Origin of the sequence: Mesorhizobium sp. M1409 (assembly GCF_040317535.1) — a bacterium.
Taxonomy (GTDB): Bacteria; Pseudomonadota; Alphaproteobacteria; order Rhizobiales; family Rhizobiaceae; genus Mesorhizobium.
Window position 1 is genome coordinate 63,082 of sequence record NZ_JAMYKV010000022.1, and the last position, 19,780, is coordinate 82,861.

General features: G+C 63.8%; 22 protein-coding genes. 12 read left to right on the forward strand and 10 right to left on the reverse strand.

Annotated elements, in window-relative coordinates; translation table 11 throughout:
* Window positions 1–183 precede the first annotated feature (183 nt).
* Genes fmt through truA form a run of 3 tightly spaced genes read left to right on the forward strand, consistent with a single transcriptional unit; the run spans window position 184 to window position 2,452 of the window.
* Window positions 184–1,137 (forward strand): methionyl-tRNA formyltransferase, encoded by a 954-nt coding sequence (gene fmt, locus NKG99_RS18355; RefSeq protein ID WP_352870102.1) that lies wholly within the window; start codon window positions 184–186, stop codon window positions 1,135–1,137.
* Window positions 1,134–1,643, forward strand: coding sequence for a GNAT family N-acetyltransferase (locus tag NKG99_RS18360; RefSeq protein ID WP_352870103.1), 510 nt, complete (start codon window positions 1,134–1,136; stop codon window positions 1,641–1,643). Before fmt ends, NKG99_RS18360 begins: the two co-directional genes overlap by 4 nt.
* A gap of 11 nt (window positions 1,644–1,654) precedes the next feature.
* Window positions 1,655–2,452: a tRNA pseudouridine(38-40) synthase TruA gene (gene truA, locus NKG99_RS18365; protein WP_352870104.1), complete on the forward strand. Its 798-nt coding sequence runs from the start codon at window positions 1,655–1,657 to the stop codon at window positions 2,450–2,452.
* On the opposite strand, the gene NKG99_RS18370 is transcribed toward truA, so the two are convergent.
* Window positions 2,422–3,054, reverse strand: coding sequence for a transporter (locus NKG99_RS18370; protein ID WP_352870105.1), 633 nt, complete (start codon window positions 3,052–3,054; stop codon window positions 2,422–2,424). The two genes, truA and NKG99_RS18370, sit on opposite strands and share 31 nt — an antisense overlap.
* A 5-nt stretch (window positions 3,055–3,059) precedes the next feature.
* Window positions 3,060–4,253 carry a succinyl-diaminopimelate desuccinylase gene (dapE, locus tag NKG99_RS18375; RefSeq protein ID WP_352870106.1) on the reverse strand — a complete coding sequence of 398 codons (1,194 nt, stop codon included), beginning with the start codon at window positions 4,251–4,253 and terminating at the stop codon, window positions 3,060–3,062.
* A 127-nt stretch (window positions 4,254–4,380) separates the two neighbouring features.
* Here dapE and NKG99_RS18380 point away from each other — a divergent pair, with 127 nt between their 5' ends.
* On the forward strand, window positions 4,381–5,424 hold the full coding sequence (locus NKG99_RS18380) for a 2-dehydropantoate 2-reductase (protein WP_352870107.1): 1,044 nt from the start codon (window positions 4,381–4,383) through the stop codon (window positions 5,422–5,424).
* Here NKG99_RS18380 and NKG99_RS18385 read toward each other — a convergent pair.
* From NKG99_RS18385 to dapD, 4 genes are all read right to left on the reverse strand, one after another.
* Entirely contained in the window at window positions 5,324–6,100 is a 777-nt protein-coding gene (locus NKG99_RS18385; RefSeq protein ID WP_352870108.1) for a hypothetical protein, read from the reverse strand. The genes NKG99_RS18380 and NKG99_RS18385 overlap by 101 nt on opposite strands.
* Before the next feature lie 13 nt (window positions 6,101–6,113).
* Window positions 6,114–6,488, reverse strand: a complete 375-nt coding sequence (locus tag NKG99_RS18390) for a DUF805 domain-containing protein (protein ID WP_352870109.1) — start codon at window positions 6,486–6,488, stop codon at window positions 6,114–6,116.
* On the reverse strand, window positions 6,481–6,843 hold the full coding sequence (locus tag NKG99_RS18395) for a DUF805 domain-containing protein (protein ID WP_352870110.1): 363 nt from the start codon (window positions 6,841–6,843) through the stop codon (window positions 6,481–6,483). The genes NKG99_RS18390 and NKG99_RS18395 overlap by 8 nt, the downstream gene beginning before the upstream one ends.
* 72 nt (window positions 6,844–6,915) lie before the next feature.
* Window positions 6,916–7,770 (reverse strand): 2,3,4,5-tetrahydropyridine-2,6-dicarboxylate N-succinyltransferase, encoded by an 855-nt coding sequence (gene dapD / locus NKG99_RS18400; RefSeq protein ID WP_352870111.1) that lies wholly within the window; start codon window positions 7,768–7,770, stop codon window positions 6,916–6,918.
* Between the two features lie 226 nt (window positions 7,771–7,996).
* Here dapD and NKG99_RS18405 point away from each other — a divergent pair, with 226 nt between their 5' ends.
* Complete coding sequence (locus NKG99_RS18405) at window positions 7,997–8,842, forward strand: LOG family protein (RefSeq protein ID WP_352870112.1); 846 nt, start codon at window positions 7,997–7,999, stop codon at window positions 8,840–8,842.
* Window positions 8,843–8,937: 95 nt separating this feature from the next.
* Here NKG99_RS18405 and NKG99_RS18410 read toward each other — a convergent pair whose 3' ends face one another.
* Window positions 8,938–9,651 (reverse strand): pyrimidine 5'-nucleotidase, encoded by a 714-nt coding sequence (locus NKG99_RS18410; RefSeq protein ID WP_352870113.1) that lies wholly within the window; start codon window positions 9,649–9,651, stop codon window positions 8,938–8,940.
* A 160-nt stretch (window positions 9,652–9,811) separates the two neighbouring features.
* On the opposite strand from NKG99_RS18410, the gene NKG99_RS18415 reads away from it, so the two are divergent.
* From NKG99_RS18415 to NKG99_RS18425, 3 genes are all read left to right on the forward strand, one after another.
* Window positions 9,812–10,573: a GGDEF domain-containing protein gene (locus NKG99_RS18415; RefSeq protein ID WP_352870114.1), complete on the forward strand. Its 762-nt coding sequence runs from the start codon at window positions 9,812–9,814 to the stop codon at window positions 10,571–10,573.
* 199 nt (window positions 10,574–10,772) lie between these two features.
* Complete coding sequence (locus NKG99_RS18420) at window positions 10,773–10,976, forward strand: hypothetical protein (protein ID WP_352870115.1); 204 nt, start codon at window positions 10,773–10,775, stop codon at window positions 10,974–10,976.
* Window positions 10,973–12,412, forward strand: coding sequence for a GMC oxidoreductase (locus tag NKG99_RS18425; protein WP_352870116.1), 1,440 nt, complete (start codon window positions 10,973–10,975; stop codon window positions 12,410–12,412). Before NKG99_RS18420 ends, NKG99_RS18425 begins: the two co-directional genes overlap by 4 nt.
* A gap of 145 nt (window positions 12,413–12,557) precedes the next feature.
* Here the strand turns inward: NKG99_RS18425 and phhA are convergent, their stop codons facing one another.
* Window positions 12,558–13,394 (reverse strand): phenylalanine 4-monooxygenase, encoded by an 837-nt coding sequence (gene phhA, locus NKG99_RS18430; RefSeq protein ID WP_352870117.1) that lies wholly within the window; start codon window positions 13,392–13,394, stop codon window positions 12,558–12,560.
* Between the two features lie 138 nt (window positions 13,395–13,532).
* Between phhA and NKG99_RS18435 the strand changes: the two genes are divergently transcribed.
* Window positions 13,533–14,009: an Lrp/AsnC family transcriptional regulator gene (locus NKG99_RS18435; RefSeq protein ID WP_013891868.1), complete on the forward strand. Its 477-nt coding sequence runs from the start codon at window positions 13,533–13,535 to the stop codon at window positions 14,007–14,009.
* A gap of 116 nt (window positions 14,010–14,125) precedes the next feature.
* Window positions 14,126–15,688 carry a magnesium-protoporphyrin IX monomethyl ester anaerobic oxidative cyclase gene (gene bchE / locus NKG99_RS18440; protein ID WP_352870118.1) on the forward strand — a complete coding sequence of 521 codons (1,563 nt, stop codon included), beginning with the start codon at window positions 14,126–14,128 and terminating at the stop codon, window positions 15,686–15,688.
* A gap of 18 nt (window positions 15,689–15,706) precedes the next feature.
* On the opposite strand, the gene argB is transcribed toward bchE, so the two are convergent.
* Both argB and NKG99_RS18450 read right to left on the reverse strand, forming a co-directional pair.
* Complete coding sequence (gene argB, locus NKG99_RS18445; protein WP_352870119.1) at window positions 15,707–16,600, reverse strand: acetylglutamate kinase; 894 nt, start codon at window positions 16,598–16,600, stop codon at window positions 15,707–15,709.
* Window positions 16,601–16,706: 106 nt separating this feature from the next.
* Window positions 16,707–18,203: an amidase gene (locus tag NKG99_RS18450; RefSeq protein WP_352870120.1), complete on the reverse strand. Its 1,497-nt coding sequence runs from the start codon at window positions 18,201–18,203 to the stop codon at window positions 16,707–16,709.
* Between the two features lie 149 nt (window positions 18,204–18,352).
* On the opposite strand from NKG99_RS18450, the gene NKG99_RS18455 reads away from it, so the two are divergent.
* Both NKG99_RS18455 and NKG99_RS18460 read left to right on the forward strand, forming a co-directional pair.
* Window positions 18,353–18,892 carry a sigma-70 family RNA polymerase sigma factor gene (locus NKG99_RS18455; RefSeq protein WP_352870135.1) on the forward strand — a complete coding sequence of 180 codons (540 nt, stop codon included), beginning with the start codon at window positions 18,353–18,355 and terminating at the stop codon, window positions 18,890–18,892.
* The gene (locus NKG99_RS18460; RefSeq protein ID WP_352870136.1) at window positions 18,889–19,605 is read left to right on the forward strand and encodes an anti-sigma factor; all 717 of its coding nucleotides are present in this window, start codon (window positions 18,889–18,891) and stop codon (window positions 19,603–19,605) included. Before NKG99_RS18455 ends, NKG99_RS18460 begins: the two co-directional genes overlap by 4 nt.
* The last annotated feature ends 175 nt before the right edge of the window (window positions 19,606–19,780 follow it).

Genomic DNA, 19,780 nt, shown 5'->3' on the forward strand with positions numbered 1-19,780 from the left:
CGTCGCTGAAAGCGCAATTGGCGATGAATACGCCGAGATCATGGACAAAATCGAAGCGGAAAGGAAAAGCGAACTTGGTCGCCCGCGACTTTGACGGCCTTGACCTGAAGATCATAAACCCGTTTGAAGCGGGTGCCTGAGCCGGCTCACGGCGCGAGCAGAAGACAGGATATCGAAAGAAAAATGCCCCTTCGCGTCATCTTCATGGGCACGCCCGAGTTTTCGGTGCCGACGCTGCACGCCATTGCCGAGGCCGGTCACGATGTCGCCGCCGTCTATACGCAACCGCCGCGCGCCGCCGGACGGCGCGGACTGGAACTGACGCCGTCGCCGGTGCAGCGCGAGGCGGAGCGGCTGGGCATCGAGACGCGCACGCCCACATCGCTCAAGAGCGAGGCCGAGCAGGCCGCCTTCCGTGCCTTGCACGCCGATGTCGCCGTGGTCGTCGCCTATGGCTTGCTGCTGCCGAAGGCGATTCTGGACGCAACCCGGCTTGGCTGCATCAACGGCCATGCCTCGCTTCTGCCGCGCTGGCGCGGCGCCGCGCCGATCCAGCGCGCCATCATGGCCGGTGACTTGGAAAGCGGCATGATGGTGATGCGCATGGAAGGGGGCCTGGACACTGGCCCGGTCGGAATGGTTGAAAAATGTACCATCGAACCCGATATGACTGCCGGCGATCTGCATGATCGGTTGATGAGTGTCGGCGCAGCCCTGATGGTGGAAGCGCTAGCGCGACTGGAAAGGAACACCCTGACATTTACCCCACAAGCTGTGGATGGGGTGACCTACGCCAAGAAAATCGATAAATCCGAGACGCGCGTGGACTGGACTCGCTCGGCGAGCGAGGTCCACAATCATATTCGTGGCCTGTCGCCCTTTCCCGGCGCCTGGTCGGAGATAGGAATTGGCGGCCGCCCGGAACGGCTGAAACTGCTTCGCTCGACGCTACCGCAAGGCCTGTCGCTTTCGGAAGATTTGGGCGAGTCGGGAGGAATTCTCGATGACCGGCTGACTGTCGCCTGCGGGACAGGCGCGATCAGGCTGGTCGAAGTTCAACGGGCGGGCGGAAGGCCCGCCGCCGCGTCGGAATTCCTGCGCGGGGCCAAGATCGAAAAGGGAATGAAATTCTCATGAGCATGATGTCGATACGCGCGGCGACGCCGCGAGATCGCGAGGCCATTCGCCTCGTCGAGGAGCACGCTTTCGGCCAGCAGGCGGAGGCCGGGCTGGTCGACGCGCTGGTGACCGGCGGCGACGCCGTTGCCGAACTGGTGGCGGAAGACGACGGCCAGGTGGTCGGCCATATCCTGTTTTCCCGGCTGTTCGTCCAGAGCGGCGGCAAGAACTTCGCGGCCGTGGCGCTGGCACCGCTGGCGGTGGAGCCCTCGTTCCATGGCAGCGGCATCGGCGGCGCGCTGATCCGCGAGGCACATATCCGTCTCCGGGATGGCGGCGAGACGCTGGCCGTGGTGCTGGGCGATCCGGCCTATTACAGCCGTTTCGGCTACAGCCATGCACGCGCCGAAAAGTTCGAGAGCGAGTATCAGGGCGAGGCACTGCAGGCACTGGCCTGGGGCGATGCCCCGGAAGCCGGCAGACTGGTCTACGCCTCGGCCTTCGGCTCGGCACTCGCCGCCTAGGCGAGTGCAAATTGCCGCGTTTTCGCCTCGACATCGAATATGACGGCAGCCTGTTTGCCGGCTGGCAGCACCAGGCGGATCAGCCTTCGGTGCAGCAGGCGATCGAGCAGGCGATCGAAAAATTCTGCGGCGAAGCGGTCAGGCTGCGCGCCGCCGGCCGCACCGATGCCGGCGTGCATGCGACCGCCCAGGTGGCGCATGTAGACCTCGCCAAGGCGTGGCCCACCGACAAGGTGCGCGATGCCGTCAACGCCCATCTGCAGGCGGCCGGCGCGCGCATCGCCGTCCTCAAGGCGACGGTCGTCTCCGACGGTTTCGACGCGCGCTTCTCGGCCACCGGCCGCCACTATCTCTACCGCATCCTCAACCGCCGCGCGCCGGCCGCGCTCGACAAGGGCAAGGTGTGGTGGGTGCCGAAGCGGCTCGACGCCGTCGCCATGCACGAAGCGGCAAAGGTCCTGCTCGGGCGACATGACTTCACCACCTTCCGCTCGACCCAGTGCCAGGCGAACAGCCCGATCAGGACGCTGGAGCGGCTCGATGTGAGCCGGCAAGATGACGTGATCGAGGTAAGGGCCTCGGCGCGCTCCTTCCTGCACAATCAGGTGCGCTCGATGGTCGGTTCCCTCAAGCGCGTCGGCGACGGCGGCTGGACCGCGGCCGACATGAAAGCGGCGCTCGAGGCGCGTGACCGCGCCGCCTGCGGCCAGGTGGCACCACCCGACGGGCTGTTTCTCATCGGCGTCGATTATCGGGGCGTCGATTATCCTGAGGTCGACTACCCGGAGACGAACCCGGAAAGGCTCTGAGCCCCGACATCGTCCGGCACGGTGATGCCGAGCAGCGTCTGCAGCCCGAACAGCACCAACAGCGAGGCGATGAACATGCCGACGAAAACGGCGGTGCCGGTCGCTGCGCCCCTGCCGATTGTGGCGTTGGTCATGCGCCAGGTCAGAACCATCGACAGGGCAAACAAAAGCAGCGACACAAGGCTCGAAACCTGGCTCGCGGACGAGAGGAAGAGTCTGATCAGCGCCGAGGGCAGCATCAGCCAGGCGGTGATGGCCGAAGCCCAGTTGCTGGCGACGACATAGTGGACGAAGCGGCCGCCAATCCCGGCGCGCGGCGCAACCAGGGCCAGAACGATCAGCGGCAGCACCCAGGAGCCGATGTCGACCGTCGCCAGACGCACCAGCATGCTGAAGCGCCCCACGAAAGCGTCGGGATCGCCGATCTCATTGGCGATGCCGACCCAGCCGACGATCAGCGCCGGTGCCGCAACGACAATGGCGAAAAACGAATTCCAGAAACCATCGGCCGACAGGTCGAGCAGGCGCAATCCGTCGGGCTTGCCGAGCATCAGCCGCCAGGCGCCCGTCAGCGAAGCTTGGGTTTCGTCCGCCGAAAGCATGTTGCTCAGTCCTGTCCGAACCAGTCTTCGATGAAGCGCTGATAGATTTGCGTCAGCGTTTCGAGATCGGCAATGGCGACGCGCTCGTCGACCATGTGCATGGTCTTGCCGACCAACCCGAACTCGACCACCGGGCAATAGTCCTTGATGAAACGCGCGTCGGACGTGCCGCCGGAAGTCGACAACGTCGGCTCCTTGCCGACCGTCGACTTGATCGAGCCGCAGAGCGTTTCGATCAGTTTGTCGTCGCGGGTCAGGAAGACATGGCTCGGCCTGTCGCGCCAGACGAGCTCATAGTCGACCGGAGTCTTCTTGGCCTGCCGGTACTTCTTGCGCCTGGCCGCCTGGTCGAGCCGGTTGTGGATCTCGGCCTGCAGGGTCTCGGCCGTCCAGGTGTCGTTGAAGCGGATGTTGAAGGTCGCGGTCGCCCTGGCCGCGATGACATTGGTGGCCGGATTGCCGACATCGATGGAGGTAATCTCCAGATTGGTCGGCTGGAAATCCCTGGTGCCCTTGTCGAACACAGGATGCAGCAAGGCGTCGACCAGGCTCATCAAGCCGCGCACCGGATTGTCGGCAAGCTGCGGGTAGGCGACATGGCCCTGGCGGCCATTGACTGATATGGCCCCGGACATCGAGCCGCGCCGGCCGATCTTGATCATGTCGCCGAGCGTATCGGGGTTGGTCGGCTCGCCGACAAGGGAGGCATCCCATTTCTCGCCCCTGGAAGCCGCCCATTCGAGCAGCTTGACCGTGCCGTTGATGGCGGGGCCTTCCTCGTCGCCGGTGATCAGCAGCGAGACCGATCCTTTCGGGCCGCCATTGGTCTCGACATGGCGTGCCACGGCGGCGATGAAACAGGCAATGCCGCCCTTCATGTCGACCGCGCCACGGCCATACATCTCGCCATTGGCGATCTCGGCGGCGAAGGGCGGATGCGTCCAGGCGGCTTCGTCACCGACCGGCACCACGTCGGTGTGGCCGGCGAACATCAGATGCGGGCCGTTGCCGGACCGTCGCGCATAGAGGTTCTCGATATCGGGCGTGCCGTCTTCGGAAAACACCGGCCGATCGACCAGGAAGCCGAGCGGCTTCAGCATCGCCTCCAGCGCGGTCAGCGCGCCGCCCTCGTTGGGCGTTACCGAAGCACAACGGATAAGGGCGGCGAGGTTTTCGGCGGGATCGGTCGGCAGCGTCATGGCAAAAGCGATAGTCGAAAGCGGAGGGCCTGTCACGGCCAGACATAGGGGCCAGCCTCATGGCTGGCGATACCGCCGATATTATGGTTTTCATGTCGTATAGCTGCGACCCGGTGCGGGCGACAGGATGGCAGACCAGGACAAAAGAATCGTCATTGCCGGCGCCGGCAGCATCGGCTGCTATGCCGGCGGCTGCCTGGCGCTCTCCGGGCGCCGGGTGATTCTGCTGGCCCGGCCGCGTGTCGATGCGGCGTTGCGGCAGGGCGGGTTGCGGGTCAGCGACCTCCAGGGCCGCGATCGCTCTATCAAGCCGGAGGCGCTTGCCGTCACCGCCGATCCGGCCGCTGCCCTGCCGCAGGCCGACGTGATCCTGGTCACGGTCAAGAGCGGCGCGACGCAGGATATGGCAACCCTCATCAAGGCCCATGCCCACCCGGATGCGGTGGTGGTGAGCCTGCAGAATGGCGTCGACAATGCCGAAAGGCTGCGCGCCGGGCTAGCCGGGCGAACGGTGCTGGCCGGCATGGTGCCGTTCAATGTCGTGCAGTCCCCGGATGGCGAACTGCCGCTGCGCGTTCACCGCGCCAGCGACGGCAAGGTGATGGTCGAAGACGGCGACGCCGGCCTGGTCGGCCTGCTCGGTGTCGAAGGGTTTGCGGTCGAAGCCCATGGCGACATGAAGGCCGTGCTGTGGGGCAAGCTGCTGATGAATTTGAACAACGCGCTGGTGGCGCTGTCGGACTTGCCGCTGGCAACCGAATTGGCCGATCGGGGCTGGCGGCTGATCCTGGCCCGTCAGATCGACGAGGCGCTGCAGGCGATAAAAGCATCCGGCATCGAGCCGGCGCGGATTGCCGGCTTGCGGCCATCCCTGCTGCCGAAGGTGCTCAGGCTGCCGGACTGGCTGTTCAAACTGCTGGCCCGGCGCATGCTGGCGATCGACCCGCGGGCGCGCTCGTCGATGTGGGACGATTTGCAGCGCGGCCGGCCGACGGAGATCGACGACTTGCAGGGCGCGATCCTGCGGCTGGCGGATAAAGCCGGCACGCCGGCGCCGATGGTCAAGCGGATCACCGCGCTGGTGCGCGCGGCGGAATCGGAGCGGCTTGGCTCGCCGGGCCTGGCGCCGGAACAGATTGTTGTACCGCCGGCCGGCCGTCGATCAACGTGATCTTCTGCCAGATTTTACGCGACAGGTTGGACGCCAGGTTCTCGATGTCGTTGACGCCGTCGATGACGATGTCGTCATTGACCGACTGCGCGAACAGCGCGGCGATCTTGCCGGTGATCGACAGCATTTCGGAGCAATAGTCGAGATAGCGCGCCAGGTCGGCGGCATTGGTGATGCGCGCCGGCGAATGCACCGTCGGCCTGAAATCGGCCGAAAGGGCCGCCGGATCCTTGGTCAGCTGGTGCATGTCGATGACATGGATCAGCGAACGCAGGCCGTGCAGCTGGCGAAAGACTCTTTTGCGCTTGATACGCTCCTCGGTGCGGATCAGGGCAAGTAAGCCCAACACAGCGAGTATGACGGTGTTGATCGAAGCCTCTATGCCTTGCACCGACTGCAGGGCATCGTGGGTTCCCGAAATGCGGTCGATCGGCAATATGGTACCGACGAACAGGAACACCAGCACACCCGCGACGAAGGCGGCGCCAATGAGCCCGCGCAGCCACCAGATCGGTGCTTCGAGCACCTTGGCCGCCTTGGCCAGATCGCGTGACAGCGAGACCAGTTCGGCGGCGACGCCACGCAATCCCGCATCGGGGAAACGGTCGGCGATCCGCTCTTCCAGCCGCTCGGCGGTCCCGACGATCAGTTTCGGATCAAGCGTGCGGTAGCGCATGTCCGATCGGTCCTCAGTGTTGCGCCGGCTCGTTGGTGCGCCGGCCATAGCGGTTGGGCCCAGGCTGCCCTGGAAACAGGCACAACACAAGGAAGGCGACGATCGAGACCACCGGCACGAACAGGATCAGCGCGGCAATTCCCGGCTTGTCCAGGTCGTGCAGCCGTTTAACCGCCAGCGCGATGTTCGACCACAGCGAGGCGATGAAGGCGACAAAGAAGATGAACGACCACATGTTGCTCTCGGGCGAGCCCTCCGGCACCAGCGTGAAGCGATAGAGCGGGAAGGCCTGGATGATGGCGACGAGCAACCCGCCAAGAAAATAGGCCGCGCGGCTGACGCGGCCCGATATTTTGAAGAAAAGCCAGGTGAGTGATCTGTCAGGCAAGCGGATCCGGTCCATATTGATTGGCGCCCCTGGCGCCTTCGAGAATGCCGCATTCCACCAGAAACCAGATCGGGCCGATGAAAGGCACCAGCATGATCAGGCTCCACCAGCCCGACTTGCCGCGATCATGCCAGCGCTTGGCGTAGACTGCGAGTGCGAAATAGATCGAGGCCAGAGCGACGAGAATGCCGACGATGCCGATCTGGGCGCCGCTGGCCGTGGTGATGCGTGTGCCAAGCATCGCATCGAGAATAAAGGCAACGATGCCAATGACGATGAAAACTCCAATCGCGGCCCAGAACTTGCCCCGGTTGATGCGGCCGTCGAAACTCGTCAGCAGATATTTCCAGTCCATGTCACCCCTCCATGTTGAACCAGCGCGACGGATTGTCGCGCCGGCGGAAGGTGCGCCCGCTTTGCGCAAAGATCAATCGCGCAGCAATTCGTTGATCGAGGTCTTGGAACGGGTCCTGGCGTCGACCCGCTTGACGATGACGGCGCAGTAGAGGCTTGGACCCGGCTCTCCGTTCGGAAACGGCTTGCCAGGCAGCGAGCCGGCGACGACGACGGAATTCGGAGGCACTTCGCCATAGAAAATCTCGCCGGTGGCGCGGTCGACGATCTTGGTCGACTGGCCGATGAAGACGCCCATGCCGAGCACCGAGCCTTCGCGCACGATGCAGCCCTCGACCACTTCAGAGCGCGCGCCGATGAAGCAATTGTCCTCGATGATGGTCGGGCCGGCCTGCATCGGCTCCAGCACGCCGCCAATGCCGACGCCGCCGGACAGATGCACGTTCTTGCCGATTTGGGCGCAGGAGCCGACCGAGGCCCAGGTGTCGACCATGGTGCCGGTATCGACATAGGCGCCGACATTGACGAAGGACGGCATCAGCACGGCGCCCGGCGCGACATAGGCCGAACGGCGCACGATCGACGACGGCACGGCACGGAAGCCCGCCTTCTCGAAGTCGACGGCGCCCCAGCCATCGAACTTCGACGGCACCTTGTCCCACCACACGGCCTCGCCCGGGCCGCCCTTGATGATTTCCATCGGGTTGAGCCGGAACGACAACAGCACGGCCTTCTTCAGCCACTGGTTGACATGCCATTTGCCGTCGGCCTGCCGCTCGGCGACGCGGACGGTGCCACGGTCGAGCAGGTCGAGCGCCGACTGGATGGCATCGCGCGCTTCGCCGCGCGTCGTCGTCGAAATCGTGTCGCGTTCCTCGAAGGCCGTCTCAATGGTCTTTTCGAGGCTCGCAAGATCGGGCTTCGACATGAATTCGCTCCATTACCAAGCTGTTAAGGGGCTGCGCCTTAACCTGTTTTGAAAGGCGCGCGGACCGCTGGCAGGCTTTGCCTGCCTGGGTCTTTGCTGTAGCAGGTTCTTGTCGCAAACCGTCGGACACTTTTGCGGAACCTGCTTATGTTAAGGCTCAATGAGGGTCAATCGCGGCTGCGCCATGGGACGGCGCAACTGAAAAATTTGGACGGGTAAGGCAATTATGACTCCTATGGAAAAGGCGGGGTGGACCCCGCTGCCGCATTCGGACGAGGATCTGGAGCGGTCGAAGAGCGTGCCGGATACGCCGCAGACGCGTGCCGAAACATACCGGCTCGCCTGGAACGATCCAGACTTCATGACGCGGCGCGAATTGCGCGCGGTCAGGTTGCAGCTGGAACTCTTGAAGCCTGAGATGATCCTGGCCGAGCGCGGTATCCGTTCGACGGTGATCCTGTTTGGGGGCGCACGCCTGCCCGAGCCCGGCGGCGAGGCCTGGGCGGCCAAGAACGAAACGCAGAGAAAGAACCTCGAGGAAAACAGCAAATACTACGAGGAGGCGCGCAAATTCGCCCGCCTCTGCTCGCAGCATTCGGCCACATCACACTACCGCGAATATGTCGTGGTGACCGGCGGCGGACCCGGCGTGATGGAAGCGGGAAACCGCGGCGCCGACGATGTCGGCGCGCCGTCGATCGGCCTCAACATCGTCCTGCCGCACGAGCAGGCGCCGAACATCTATGTGACGCCGGAGCTCTGCTTCAACTTCCACTATTTCGCCATCCGCAAGATGCATTTCGTCATGCGCGCCAAGGCTGTCGCGGTATTCCCCGGCGGCTTCGGCACGATGGACGAGTTCTTCGAGACGCTGACCCTGATCCAGACCGGACGCATGGAGCGCGTGCCGGTGATCCTGTTCGGAAAATCCTTCTGGAAACGGGCGATCGATCTCGACTTCCTCGCCGAGCAAGGCACGATCAGCCCCGGCGACCAGGATATCATCGATTTCGTCGACACCGCCGACGAGGCCTGGGGGATCATCAGCCGCTTCTATAAGTTAGGGGAATAGGGCTGGGAATCGGAGAACTGGGGAATTGAGGAATGAGGGGGATTGCGGTCTCTGCGTTCCGGATCGATTCCCCAATTCGTCAGTTCTTCAATTCTTCAATTCCCTACCCCCTCCTCCACAATCGCCGTGAGAAACGTCGCGAGATCGTCGGTGACGAAATCGACATCATCCTCGTTGGCCGGGTCGCGCTCCCAGATTTCCGAAAAGGTCGGCTCGAAATTGCGTGGCACGACAAGCACCGTGGTCATGCCCAGCGACTTCGGCACCGCAAGATTGCGGGCAAGGTCTTCGAACATCACCGCATTGTGGCCGATGACGGAATGAAGTTCGGCGAACTTCTCGTAGGTCTGGCGTGCCGGCTTGGGATTGAGCCCCGCGGCGACGATATCGAAGATGGCGTCGAAATGGTCGAGAATGCCGAGCTGGCGCGCGGTGCGTTCGGCATGCCTGCGGTCGCCATTGGTGAAGATGAACTTGCGGCCCGGAAGCTGGCGGATGGCGGTGCCGAGGACGGGATCGGGCACCAGCCATGAGTAATCGATGTCATGGACCTTCTCGAGGAAATCGTCGGGGTCGATGCCGTGGCGCGTCATCAGCCCGTTCAGCGTCGTGCCATATTCGCGGTAGAGTTCCTTCTGCAATTTGCGCGCGTCGTCGCGCGGCAGCGCCAGGAGTTCGCCGACATAGGCGGTCATCTTGACGTCGATCTGCGAGAACAGGTTCGAATGATGCGGATAAAGCGTGTTGTCGAGGTCGAACACCCAATCGGTGACATGGGCGAAGCGGGCGGGGTCGGGGAGCGTGGTCATGCGCTCCTTATGGCATGAAACGGGCAGCCTGAAAGAGACTTTATCCACAACTTCTGCTCGCTGAGGTTGCGTAAATTGCCTCACGATTCAAATTTTATGCATCCGGGAAAGGTGGCCTTCAGGGCTTGCTGGCACAGAGACGGTCTTGTGGGAGCAAGCGATGAACAGCATAATTCTGAGATCCGCCGCCGTTGCTTTCGCCTCTGTGGCGGCCTCTCTCCTTTTGACGCTGATCATCGTTCCGGCGATGGGATTTCCGGTCAACCGCACGATCTGGCTGACCTCCACGCTCTGTCCGCTGGTGCTGACATGGGCCGCCAGCGCAAGCACTTTCTGGCAAAGCGACAGGCTGAAAAACGCGCATCGCGAGCTAGCTCGCGCGCATGCCCAGCTCGCCGCCGCGCATCGCCGCCTCGCCGAAAAGGCGAGCCGCGACGACATGACCGGCATGCTCAACCGGGAAAGCTTCTTTGCCGCGCTCGACAGTTCGCGCCGCAAGTCCGATCGCGGCGCGCTGCTGATCATCGACGCCGACCACTTCAAGAAAATCAACGATAATTTTGGCCACCTGACCGGCGATGACGCGCTGCTTTTGATCGCCAGCGCGATCCAGCGCGGCGTGCGCAGCGGCGATGTGCTCGGCCGCATCGGCGGCGAGGAGTTCGGTACCTTCCTGATCGGCGCCACCGAGCAGGAGGCCAAGCGCATCGCCGAGCGCATTCGCCGTGAAGTCGAGCTGATCCGCTTCCGGCCCGTCGACGAGCGGACCATTCCGCTCACCGTCAGCATCGGCGGCACCGTCTGTGGCGAGGATGTCAGCGTATCGGATCTGATGCGCGCCGCCGACCGGCGCCTCTACCAGGCCAAGCACCAGGGCCGCAACTTGACGATCCTCGACACGGACATTTCCGAAGCGGCCTGATCAGGCGGCCGATACGCTGGACCGTTAAGGAAATTCTAACCCTGTTTGTACTCGGTTGCACCGTCTACGCGGGGTTTTCGCTGCTTTGTAGTGAAGCTTGGCACGATACTGGCTTCCGCAGCGATGCATGTGTCGCTCAGGGAAACTGTCGTTCCGGAACGTCCATGCGTAGCCGAGGCCCCCATCCAAGAGACCGGTCATGAGTTTCTTCATCAAAAGAATATCACGCCGCACGCTCATGCAGGCGCTGATGATCGCACTGCCCGCATTGTCACTGTTCCGCAAGCTGCCTGACGCCGATGCTTCGCATGCCGATCCATCCCGCGCCGATCCATCCCGGGCCGACCCGAACGAGATCGTCGAGGTCAATGGCTGGATCCTGAAGCGGAGCGACCTGGCATGATCTTCGACAGCTACGCAGCGTATCGCGCCGCGAACTTCACCCCCAAGGTCTGCATCCTCGGCTCCGGCCCGGCCGGCACAACCATTGCTCGCAAGCTCGGCGCCGCCGGCATTCCGGTGGTGGTGATGGAGGCCGGCTCGCGTGAGTTCAGCGACGAGTCGCAGGATTTCTACCGTGGCACCACGGTCGGCGATTTCTATTTCGATCTCGACATCACCCGGCTGCGGTTCATGGGTGGCAGTTCCAACCACTGGGCCGGCTGGTGCCGCGTGCTCGACAAACAGGATTTCGAGCCGAAGGCCTGGGTGCCCGATACGGGCTGGCCGATCCGCCGCGCCGACATCGAGCCCTATCTGCCGGAAGTGCGCGCTATTCTCGACCTTCCGGCCCTCCGGCCGGACATGCCGATCTCCGACGACATTCGCTGGGTGCAGCTGATCAAGAGCCCGGCTGTGCGCTTCGCCGAGAAATTCGGCGACGAACTCGACAAAGCCAGCAACATCGCCGTGGTGCTCAACACCTGTGCCACTGAACTTGCCGGCAACGGCCGACGCGTGACCGGCGCCAGGCTGTGGTCGAACGGGCAGGATGCCGGCTTCTTCAGCGCCGATTATTTCATTGTCTGCACGGGCGGACTGGAGAATTCGCGGCTGCTTTTGTGGTCGAACCAGCGCTCGAACGGCGGCGTCGTGCCGAATGCGACCACGCTTGGCCGTTACTGGATGGAGCACCCGACCTTCGAGGGCGGCAACGCCATCCTGGCCGATTATGGTGCGTTCGAGGTCGATGCCGCCAACGAGGCCTTCTTCTCGCCGACGCTTGCCGCCATGGAGCGCCTGCGGATCATGAATTTCGGCATCAGGCTGATCGAAACGCCGTATCCCGGCGTCAAGAACCTGATCGCCGATCTCGCCTGCACGGCACCCAACATGGCCGAATGGATGTCTTCAAAGCTTAGCCAGAATCTGCGCTGCGCGGCGCAGCTCTATGTCGCCTGGGAACAGGCGCCGCTGGTCTCCAACCGGGTCGAGCTGTCGAAGACCGATGTCGACCATACCGGCGTGCCGCGCATCGAGTTGCACTGGAAGAAATCGGAGGTGGAACGCCGCACCCTGCTCGAAGGGCTCAGACTGTTCGGCACGACGCTGATCGAGAAGAATCTCGGCCGAGTGCGCATTGCCGACTGGATCGCCAACGGTCAGGACTACCCGACCAATGACGAGACGGCGGGCCATCACCACATGGGCGGCACACGTATGGGCACGGACGTCATCAAGAGTGTCGTCGACGCCAATTGCAAGGTACACGGCATGGACAATCTCTATGTCGGCGGCTCCTCGGTGTTCTGCACATCGGGCCAATGCAATCCGACGACGACGATCACCGCACTGGCCTGCCGGCTGGGCGACCATCTGAGCAAGGTGGTCACCGTCTGACGGTTCCACGGCAATTTTTTGGGATTTGAGGGACAATGCCGGCGCCCGTGATGGTCGCGGCGGATGATATCGCGCTTCGTCAACGCCGCCCTCGACCTGCAGCGCGCCCAGCTGGCGCGGCTGAAGGCCGAGGCCGGCTGAGGCGTCAGACCGTCGCCGGATCGAGTGCCGGCTGGCCCTTGCGGCGGGCGACGATCGCCTCGAAGTCGGCGGTCTGGAAGGCATCGCGCAAGGCGTCGAACGACGGCAGCACGAAATAGGCGCGCTGGAACTTGTCGATCTCGTAGCCGGTGCGCATCACCGTTTCCAGGTCGAAGGGCACGTGGTGGGCGTCCTTGCCGTCGACCGCGAATTGCAATTCGGTGAACGACGACATCAGGCCGGCGCCAAAGGCTTTCAGCGGCTGGCCGGCCTCCTGCATCAGGCCGTATTCGGCCGTGTACCAGTAGAGCCGGGTGATCATCTCGTCGCCGCCCAGCGCAATGATGTCGCCGGCCTTGCGGCCATACATCTGCATGAAGTCGGCAAACACCGGCTGCGACAGCACCGGCACGTGGCCGAAGAAGTCGTGGAACATATCCGGCTCGACGATGTAGTCGAGTTCCTGCCTGGTCCGCAGCCAGTTGGTGACCGGGAAGCGGCGATTGGCGAGATGGTCGAAGAAAGGGGCCGCGGGAATGAGACCCGGCACGGCAACGATCTCCCAGCCGGTCAGCTTGCGCAGCTTGGCGCTGACCTCCTCGAAATCGGGGATGCGGTCGAGCAGGCCGAGCTTCTCGACGCCGTCGAGATAGGAGTGGTGCGCGAGCTTGCGCGTCAGTTTGGTCTGGCGGTCGCACAGCGTGCGCCACACCGCCTGCTCCTCGGCGCTGTAATCGTAACCCTGCGCCACGGTGAAATCGGCACGGCAGACCGAATAGTCGCCGCGAAGGCCTTGGGCAGCGCAATCGCGGGCGTATTCGGCAACGCTCATCGTCGTCATGGTTTTTCTCCTCGCAATCATGAATGGCGAATGGTCTGAAAGATTAACCGGATTTGCCGAGGCAAATCGGTTTTGATGGTCGCTTAAGCGTGATATTCTGGATAATATTCCCTCACAAAAAACCAATACGGAGTGAAAATGCCTCAATTCGATGATTTCGAGATCAAGATGCTCGACGTCCTGCAACGCGACGGACGCAAGCCTGTGTCCGAGCTGGCGCAAGAGATCGGCCTGTCTACGACGCCGTGCGCGCGGCGTTTCGAGGCGCTGCAGGATGCAGGCATCATCAAGGGCTTTGCCGCGGTGATCAGCCGCCGCGCGGTCGGGCTGATGGTCGAGGTGTTCATCCAGGTGCGCCTTGTCAGCCACAGCGACGGCTCGCCCGAAAGTTTCATCGCCGCCGTCCAGCGCATGGATGAGGTGTCCTCGTGCTGGACGATGACCGGCGACCACGATTTCCTGCTGCATGTCATGGTGCCGTCGGTCGACGAGCTCAACGCCTTCGTCATGCACCGGCTGATGCGGCTCGACGGCGTGCGCGACGTCCACACCCAGCTCGTGCTGCAAAACATCAAGGGACCCGGCCACGTGCCGCTCGCACACCTCAAGCGGTGATGGTGCCTGCCTTCCGTATTCCTGCGGGAAAGCTGCACGCAAACTGCTGAAACGGGCCAAGCGCGTGTCCACATCGCCAGCCAGTTTGCGCGGACCAACTGCCCAGGAGGTCCGCCATGAAAATCGTCCTGATCAATCCGCCGCACACCGCCATCGGCAGCCGCGTGCCCGACGACCACTTGCCGCCGCTCGGCCTGCTGGCGCTCGGCGGCCCGCTGATCGATGCCGGCCATCAGGTGCGGCTCGTCGACGCTGAATTCGGGCCGATGCCGCTCGATAGGGTCGTTCGCGATGCCCTGGAAGACCATCCCGACTTCGTCCTGATCGGCCATTCCGGCTCGACCTCGGCGCACCCGACCGTTTTGCTGATCGCAAAGATGATCAAGGAGCGCGAGCCGGCGACCATCATCATCTATGGCGGCGTCTTTCCGACCTATCACTGGCGTGACATCCTGGCTGAAACGGACGTCTTCGACTTCATCGTGCGCGGCGAGGGCGAGGCGACCGTCGTGGCGCTGGTCGAGGCGCTGGAAATGCACCAGCCGCCGGCGAGCGTGGCCGGCATCGCCTATCGCGACGATCTGCGCCGTCCCTTCGCGACGCAGCCGGCCATGACCATTGCCGAGCTCGATGCCTACCGTGTCGGCTGGGAGCTGATCGATCACGGGCGCTACAGCTATTGGGGCGGCAAGCGTGCCGTGGTCATGCAGTTCTCGCGCGGCTGTCCGCATCTGTGCAACTATTGCGGCCAGCGCGGCTTCTGGACCCGCTGGCGGCATCGCGACCCCGTCGAATTCGCGCAAGAGATCGCCTGGCTGCACCGCCAGCACGGCGTCGAGCTGATCAACCTCGCCGACGAAAATCCGACGGTTTCGAAGAAGGCCTGGCGCGCCTTTCTCGACGCCCTGATCGCCGAGAACGTACCGGTGCTGATCGTCGGCTCGACCCGCGCCGACGACATCGTGCGCGATGCCGACATCCTGCATCTCTACCGCAAGGCCGGCGTTATCCGCTGGCTGCTCGGCATGGAAAACACCGACGAACAGACGCTTCAATTGATCCGCAAGGGCGGCAGCACCTCATCCGACCGCGAGGCGATAAGGCTGCTGCGCCTCAACGGCATTCTGTCGATGGCGACCTGGGTGGCCGGCTTCGAGGAGGAGGGGTTTCGCGACCTGTGGCGTGGCTTTCGCCAGTTGATCGCCTACGACCCGGACCAGATCCAGGCGCTTTATGTGACGCCGCATCGCTGGACGCCGTTCTTCAGGATCGCGCGGGACCGCAAGGTGATCCAAAGGGACGCCCGGCTGTGGGACTACAAGCATCAGGTGCTGCTGATGACGCGGCTGAAGCCTTGGATGCTGTTCTTCAGCGTCAAGCTGATCGAGTTGGCGGTGCAGTCGCGGCCGAAGGCGCTGGCGCGCATCCTGTTCCACAAGGATCCCGAGCAGCGCCACTCGATGCGCTGGTACACGCAGATGGGCCGCCGCGTCTGGTTCCGTGAGGTGTGGGGTTTTCTGGTCCGCGACATCAGGGTGAAAGACGGCCCGACGCTTGCTGAATTCTGGGGCGCGCCGCAGGACACCGAAGAGGAGTCCATGACCGTTCGACGCCCGGCGCGCAAGCCGGCTGAACCCGCGCCGCAGCGCGGTACCGGCATGCAACTTCCTGCCGAATGAGTCTCCAGTCCGTGCCGTTCAGGGCACGATCAGCGTGCCGGCGCCGTGTTCGGTGAACAGCTCGAGCAGCACCGAATGCGGCGTCTTGCCGTTGAGGATGACGACGCCTTCGACGCCGCGCTCGATCGCTTCGATGCAGGTTTCGACCTTGGGGATCATGCCGCCCGAGACCGTGCCGTCCTTGATCAGCGCCTTGGCCTCGGCCACGGTCAGCTCGTCGATCAGCTTCTTGTTCTTGTCGAGCACGCCCGGCACGTCGGTGAGGAACAGCAGGCGCGTCGCCTGGCAGGCGCCGGCAATGGCGCCGGCGAAGGTATCGGCATTGATGTTGTAGGTGTGGCCGTCGCGGCCGGGTGCCACCGGCGCCAGCACCGGGATCATTTCGGAGCGCGCCAGAAGATCGAGCAAGGTGCGGTCGACCTCGACCGGCTCGCCGACAAAGCCGAGATCGAGCACACGCTCTATGTTGGAGTCCGGATCGATCATGGTCTTGCGGGCCTTTTCGGCAAAGACCATGTTGCCGTCCTTGCCGCACAGGCCGATCGCCCATTCGCCCTCGGCGTTGATCAGGGCGACGATCTCCTTGTTGATCGAACCGGCCAGCACCATCTCGACGATCTCGACCGTCTTCAGGTCGGTGACGCGCAGGCCGCCCTCGAACTTGGATTCGATGCCCATCTTGGCCAGCATGGCGCCGATCTGCGGACCGCCGCCATGGACGACGATCGGGTTGACGCCGGATTGCTTCAGAAGCGCGATGTCGCGGGCGAACGCCTTGCCGAGTTCGATATTGCCCATGGCATGGCCGCCATATTTCACCACGACCGTCTTGTTCTCGTAGCGCTGCATGTAGGGCAGCGCCCGCGACAGCAGGGCAGCCTGCATTTCGGCGGTGGCGGTTATTTCCGTCATCGGCTTGGTTCCCTGGAGAGCGGTAAAGACGGCGGCGTCTTAGCGGGAATTGGCGCCGCCCGCAAATGGCTTTGCTGTCATATTCGAGCGCCTCACGACCTCGTCATCATGACGGCACCTTCAGCGGCGCCCTGCGGCCCAGCCAACCCGAGATCTTCTCCATCTGCGCGGCGAGCGACAGCAGCGTCTCCTCGTCGCCCGGGCGGCCCGCCGCCTGGATGCCGAGCGGCAGGCCGGCATCGGTGACATGGACCGGCAGTGCGATCGACGGCTGGCCGCTGACATTCTGGATCGCCGGCCAATGGGTGAACCAGAGGCTCTTGTCCATCAGCTGGCCGAAGAAGGGCTTCAGCTTCAGCAAGCGCGTCAGGTGAAGCTTGTCGAGCAGGTTCTCGATGAGCTCGTCGGCGCCTTTCGGATCCATGGCGCCGCAGGCGAGCGGCGGGTGGGCAATGATCGGCATCAGCACGGCATCATATAGCGCGGTCTCCGAGATCAGCTGCCGTGAAGCGGCATGCAGCCGCTGCAGGTCGGCATAGGTCTCGCCGGCCGATACCATCTCGCCCAACCTGCCGAGCACGCGCGTCGCCCGCTCGATGTCACCCGTAACGGAACGGCCGACGCGCAGCGCTTCCGCACGCATCGTGCCGGCGACGGCCGAGGCAACCGTCCGGCAGAAGCCGGCGAGGAAATCGCGCCCTATGAAGGGCAGGTCGATCTCCTCGACCGTATGGCCGCCTTCGAGGGCGAGCGCGACCGCCGTGTCGAGCGCCTTGAGCGTCTCATCCGAAATCGGCAGGCCAAGCGGCGATTTGCGGTACACGGCCAGCCTGAGCTTGCCGGGATCGCGCGCCGCGGCCGCCGTGAACGTGCCTTTCGGCGGCGGCGCGGCATAGGGCGACAAAAGGTCGGGACCGTGGGTGAGGTCGAGCAGCAACGCGCTATCGCGCACCGAACGGGTGAGCGCATGGTCGACCACCATGCCGTACCAGCTTTCGCTCACCAGGGGCGTCAGCGGTATGCGGCCGCGCGACGTCTTCAGGCCGACAAGCCCGGTGCAGGCGGCGGGCACCCTGATCGAGCCGCCGCCATCCGAGGCGTGCGCCACCGGCACGACACCCGCGGCGACCAGTGCCGCCGCACCACCCGACGAGCCACCGCTGGTATGGCTGGTGTTCCACGGATTGCAGGTGATGCCAAAGGCCTTGGACTCGGTCATCAGCCGCAGCCCGTGCTCCGGCGACGTCGAGGTGACGATCGGAATGAGCCCGGCGGCGAGATAGCGGTCGGTGAGCGCCGAATCGATGTCGGCCAGCCATGCCGGAATGCGGCTGCCGCCATGCGTCGATACGCCCTTGATGGCGATGCCGAGGTCCTTGATGGCGAACGGGACGCCGGCCAGCGGCAGCGAGCGGTCGATGGTCCTTGCGCGGGCGCGGGCGGCATCATAGAGCGGCTCGGCCGTGGCGTTGATGTCGGGACGGGTGGCCTCGGCGCGGGCGATCGCGGCCTCGGTCAGCTCGATGGGCGAGACCTCGCCCTTGCGAACCAGATCGGCGAGGCCGGTTGCGTCTTGCGACCATAGTATCTGTTCAACCGACATGCGCGCTCCCCGCCATTACAGCAAGCTAGCCAGTGGCGACTTCATTAGCAATCGACGGGCGGATCCGGGCTGGCGACACGCAAAGCTTAGGCGTGCACAAGGTTATTTCCGCCGTTGCAAATACATCGCAATTGCCTAATTTGCCTGCGATGACGCCGCAGGACATCACCAAGCTGATCGTCCGGACTTCGATGAAGGATCGGGCCGCGTTCGATCTGCTCTACCGGCAGACCAGCGCGAAACTTTTCGGCGTCTGCCTTCGTGTATTGAACGACCGGGGAGATGCGGAAGAAGCTCTACAGGAAGTCTTCGTCAAGATATGGACGAAGGCGGATCGTTTTGCCGTCTCCGACCTGAGCCCGATCTCCTGGCTGGTGGCGATCGCGCGCAACCATGCGATCGATCGCATCCGAGCGCGGCGCAAGCCTGTCGCCGACATCGATGCCGCACTCGACGTGGCCGATCCGGCGCCGGGGCCTGAAGCGATGGCGGTGGCGGGAGACGAATCCGAACGCATCCACCATTGTCTCGATGAATTGGAGAAGGACCGGGCGGCGGCCGTCCGGGGTGCTTATCTCAAGGGCGAAAGCTATGCCGAACTGGCGCAGCGTCACGGCGTGCCGCTGAACACGATGCGTACATGGCTGCGCCGCAGCCTGTTGAAACTCAGAGAATGTCTGGAAAGATGACGCTGGCAGAAGACACAGGACCGGAACGTGGAGGCGACGACCTGCTCGCCGCCGAATACGTTCTCGGCGTGCTGGCTGCCGACGAACGCCAGATCGCCTCACGCCGCGTTGAAGCCGAGGCCGACTTCGCCCGTCTTGTCGACGGCTGGGAGGTCAATTTTTCGCCGCTTGCTGCCGCCTATCAGGACATCGAGCCGCCGGCTTCGATCAAGCTGGCGATCGACCGCAGGCTGTTTGCGTCCAGCGCTGCGACATCCGTCGAGCCGCGCAGTGGATTGTGGTCCAGTCTGGCCTTCTGGCGCGGCCTCGCCGCGGCGGCGGTCGCAGCGCTCGCGATCTACATTGCCGTGCCCATCCTGAACCCGCCGCTCGCGCAACCGCGCCTCGTCGCCTCACTGGCCGCCGAAGGCAGCGATGTCAAATATCTCGCCGTCTACGACGCCGCGCATCACGAGGTCGGCCTGTCGCACGTCTCCGGTGAGCGCGCCGCCGGCAAGGACTTCGAGCTGTGGATGATCGAAGGCAAGAACCCGCCGGTGTCGATGGGTGTCATTCCGGCAGGTGCTACGGCGCGCATCATCGTCCCGGCGGCAAGCCAGCAGAAGCTCGCCCAGGGCGCGGTGCTTGCGGTCAGCCTCGAGCCGTCTGGCGGTTCGCCGACCGGTCAGCCGACCGGACCGGTGGTCGCCGCGGGCGATCTGAAGAGCATCTGACCGGCTCTTGCGTCTGCCAACTCAAATAGCTTACCTGAAGTCTATCATTTTGCTGCGCATGCCTTAGTGAGCATATTCGTCGGAAACCGGCTGCATTCGGAAATGTACCTGGCAGCTAGATAAATAAAAAAATCACAATATTCCTGAAACTTGCGCATTCCTGTTCCGTATCTCC

What these genes read in the sequence shown, in the direction of transcription:
- fmt (WP_352870102.1), top strand. Translation starts at nt 184, where the DNA reads ATGCCCCTTCGCGTCATCTTCATGGGCACGCCCGAGTTTTCGGTGCCG.
- NKG99_RS18360 (WP_352870103.1), top strand. Translation starts at nt 1,134, where the DNA reads ATGAGCATGATGTCGATACGCGCGGCGACGCCGCGAGATCGCGAGGCC.
- NKG99_RS18370 (WP_352870105.1), bottom strand. Translation starts at nt 3,054, where the DNA reads ATGCTTTCGGCGGACGAAACCCAAGCTTCGCTGACGGGCGCCTGGCGG.
- dapE (WP_352870106.1), bottom strand. Translation starts at nt 4,253, where the DNA reads ATGACGCTGCCGACCGATCCCGCCGAAAACCTCGCCGCCCTTATCCGT.
- NKG99_RS18380 (WP_352870107.1), top strand. Translation starts at nt 4,381, where the DNA reads ATGGCAGACCAGGACAAAAGAATCGTCATTGCCGGCGCCGGCAGCATC.
- NKG99_RS18385 (WP_352870108.1), bottom strand. Translation starts at nt 6,100, where the DNA reads ATGCGCTACCGCACGCTTGATCCGAAACTGATCGTCGGGACCGCCGAG.
- NKG99_RS18395 (WP_352870110.1), bottom strand. Translation starts at nt 6,843, where the DNA reads ATGGACTGGAAATATCTGCTGACGAGTTTCGACGGCCGCATCAACCGG.
- dapD (WP_352870111.1), bottom strand. Translation starts at nt 7,770, where the DNA reads ATGTCGAAGCCCGATCTTGCGAGCCTCGAAAAGACCATTGAGACGGCC.
- NKG99_RS18405 (WP_352870112.1), top strand. Translation starts at nt 7,997, where the DNA reads ATGACTCCTATGGAAAAGGCGGGGTGGACCCCGCTGCCGCATTCGGAC.
- NKG99_RS18410 (WP_352870113.1), bottom strand. Translation starts at nt 9,651, where the DNA reads ATGACCACGCTCCCCGACCCCGCCCGCTTCGCCCATGTCACCGATTGG.
- NKG99_RS18415 (WP_352870114.1), top strand. Translation starts at nt 9,812, where the DNA reads ATGAACAGCATAATTCTGAGATCCGCCGCCGTTGCTTTCGCCTCTGTG.
- NKG99_RS18420 (WP_352870115.1), top strand. Translation starts at nt 10,773, where the DNA reads ATGAGTTTCTTCATCAAAAGAATATCACGCCGCACGCTCATGCAGGCG.
- NKG99_RS18425 (WP_352870116.1), top strand. Translation starts at nt 10,973, where the DNA reads ATGATCTTCGACAGCTACGCAGCGTATCGCGCCGCGAACTTCACCCCC.
- phhA (WP_352870117.1), bottom strand. Translation starts at nt 13,394, where the DNA reads ATGACGACGATGAGCGTTGCCGAATACGCCCGCGATTGCGCTGCCCAA.
- NKG99_RS18435 (WP_013891868.1), top strand. Translation starts at nt 13,533, where the DNA reads ATGCCTCAATTCGATGATTTCGAGATCAAGATGCTCGACGTCCTGCAA.
- bchE (WP_352870118.1), top strand. Translation starts at nt 14,126, where the DNA reads ATGAAAATCGTCCTGATCAATCCGCCGCACACCGCCATCGGCAGCCGC.
- argB (WP_352870119.1), bottom strand. Translation starts at nt 16,600, where the DNA reads ATGACGGAAATAACCGCCACCGCCGAAATGCAGGCTGCCCTGCTGTCG.
- NKG99_RS18450 (WP_352870120.1), bottom strand. Translation starts at nt 18,203, where the DNA reads ATGTCGGTTGAACAGATACTATGGTCGCAAGACGCAACCGGCCTCGCC.
- NKG99_RS18455 (WP_352870135.1), top strand. Translation starts at nt 18,353, where the DNA reads ATGACGCCGCAGGACATCACCAAGCTGATCGTCCGGACTTCGATGAAG.
- NKG99_RS18460 (WP_352870136.1), top strand. Translation starts at nt 18,889, where the DNA reads ATGACGCTGGCAGAAGACACAGGACCGGAACGTGGAGGCGACGACCTG.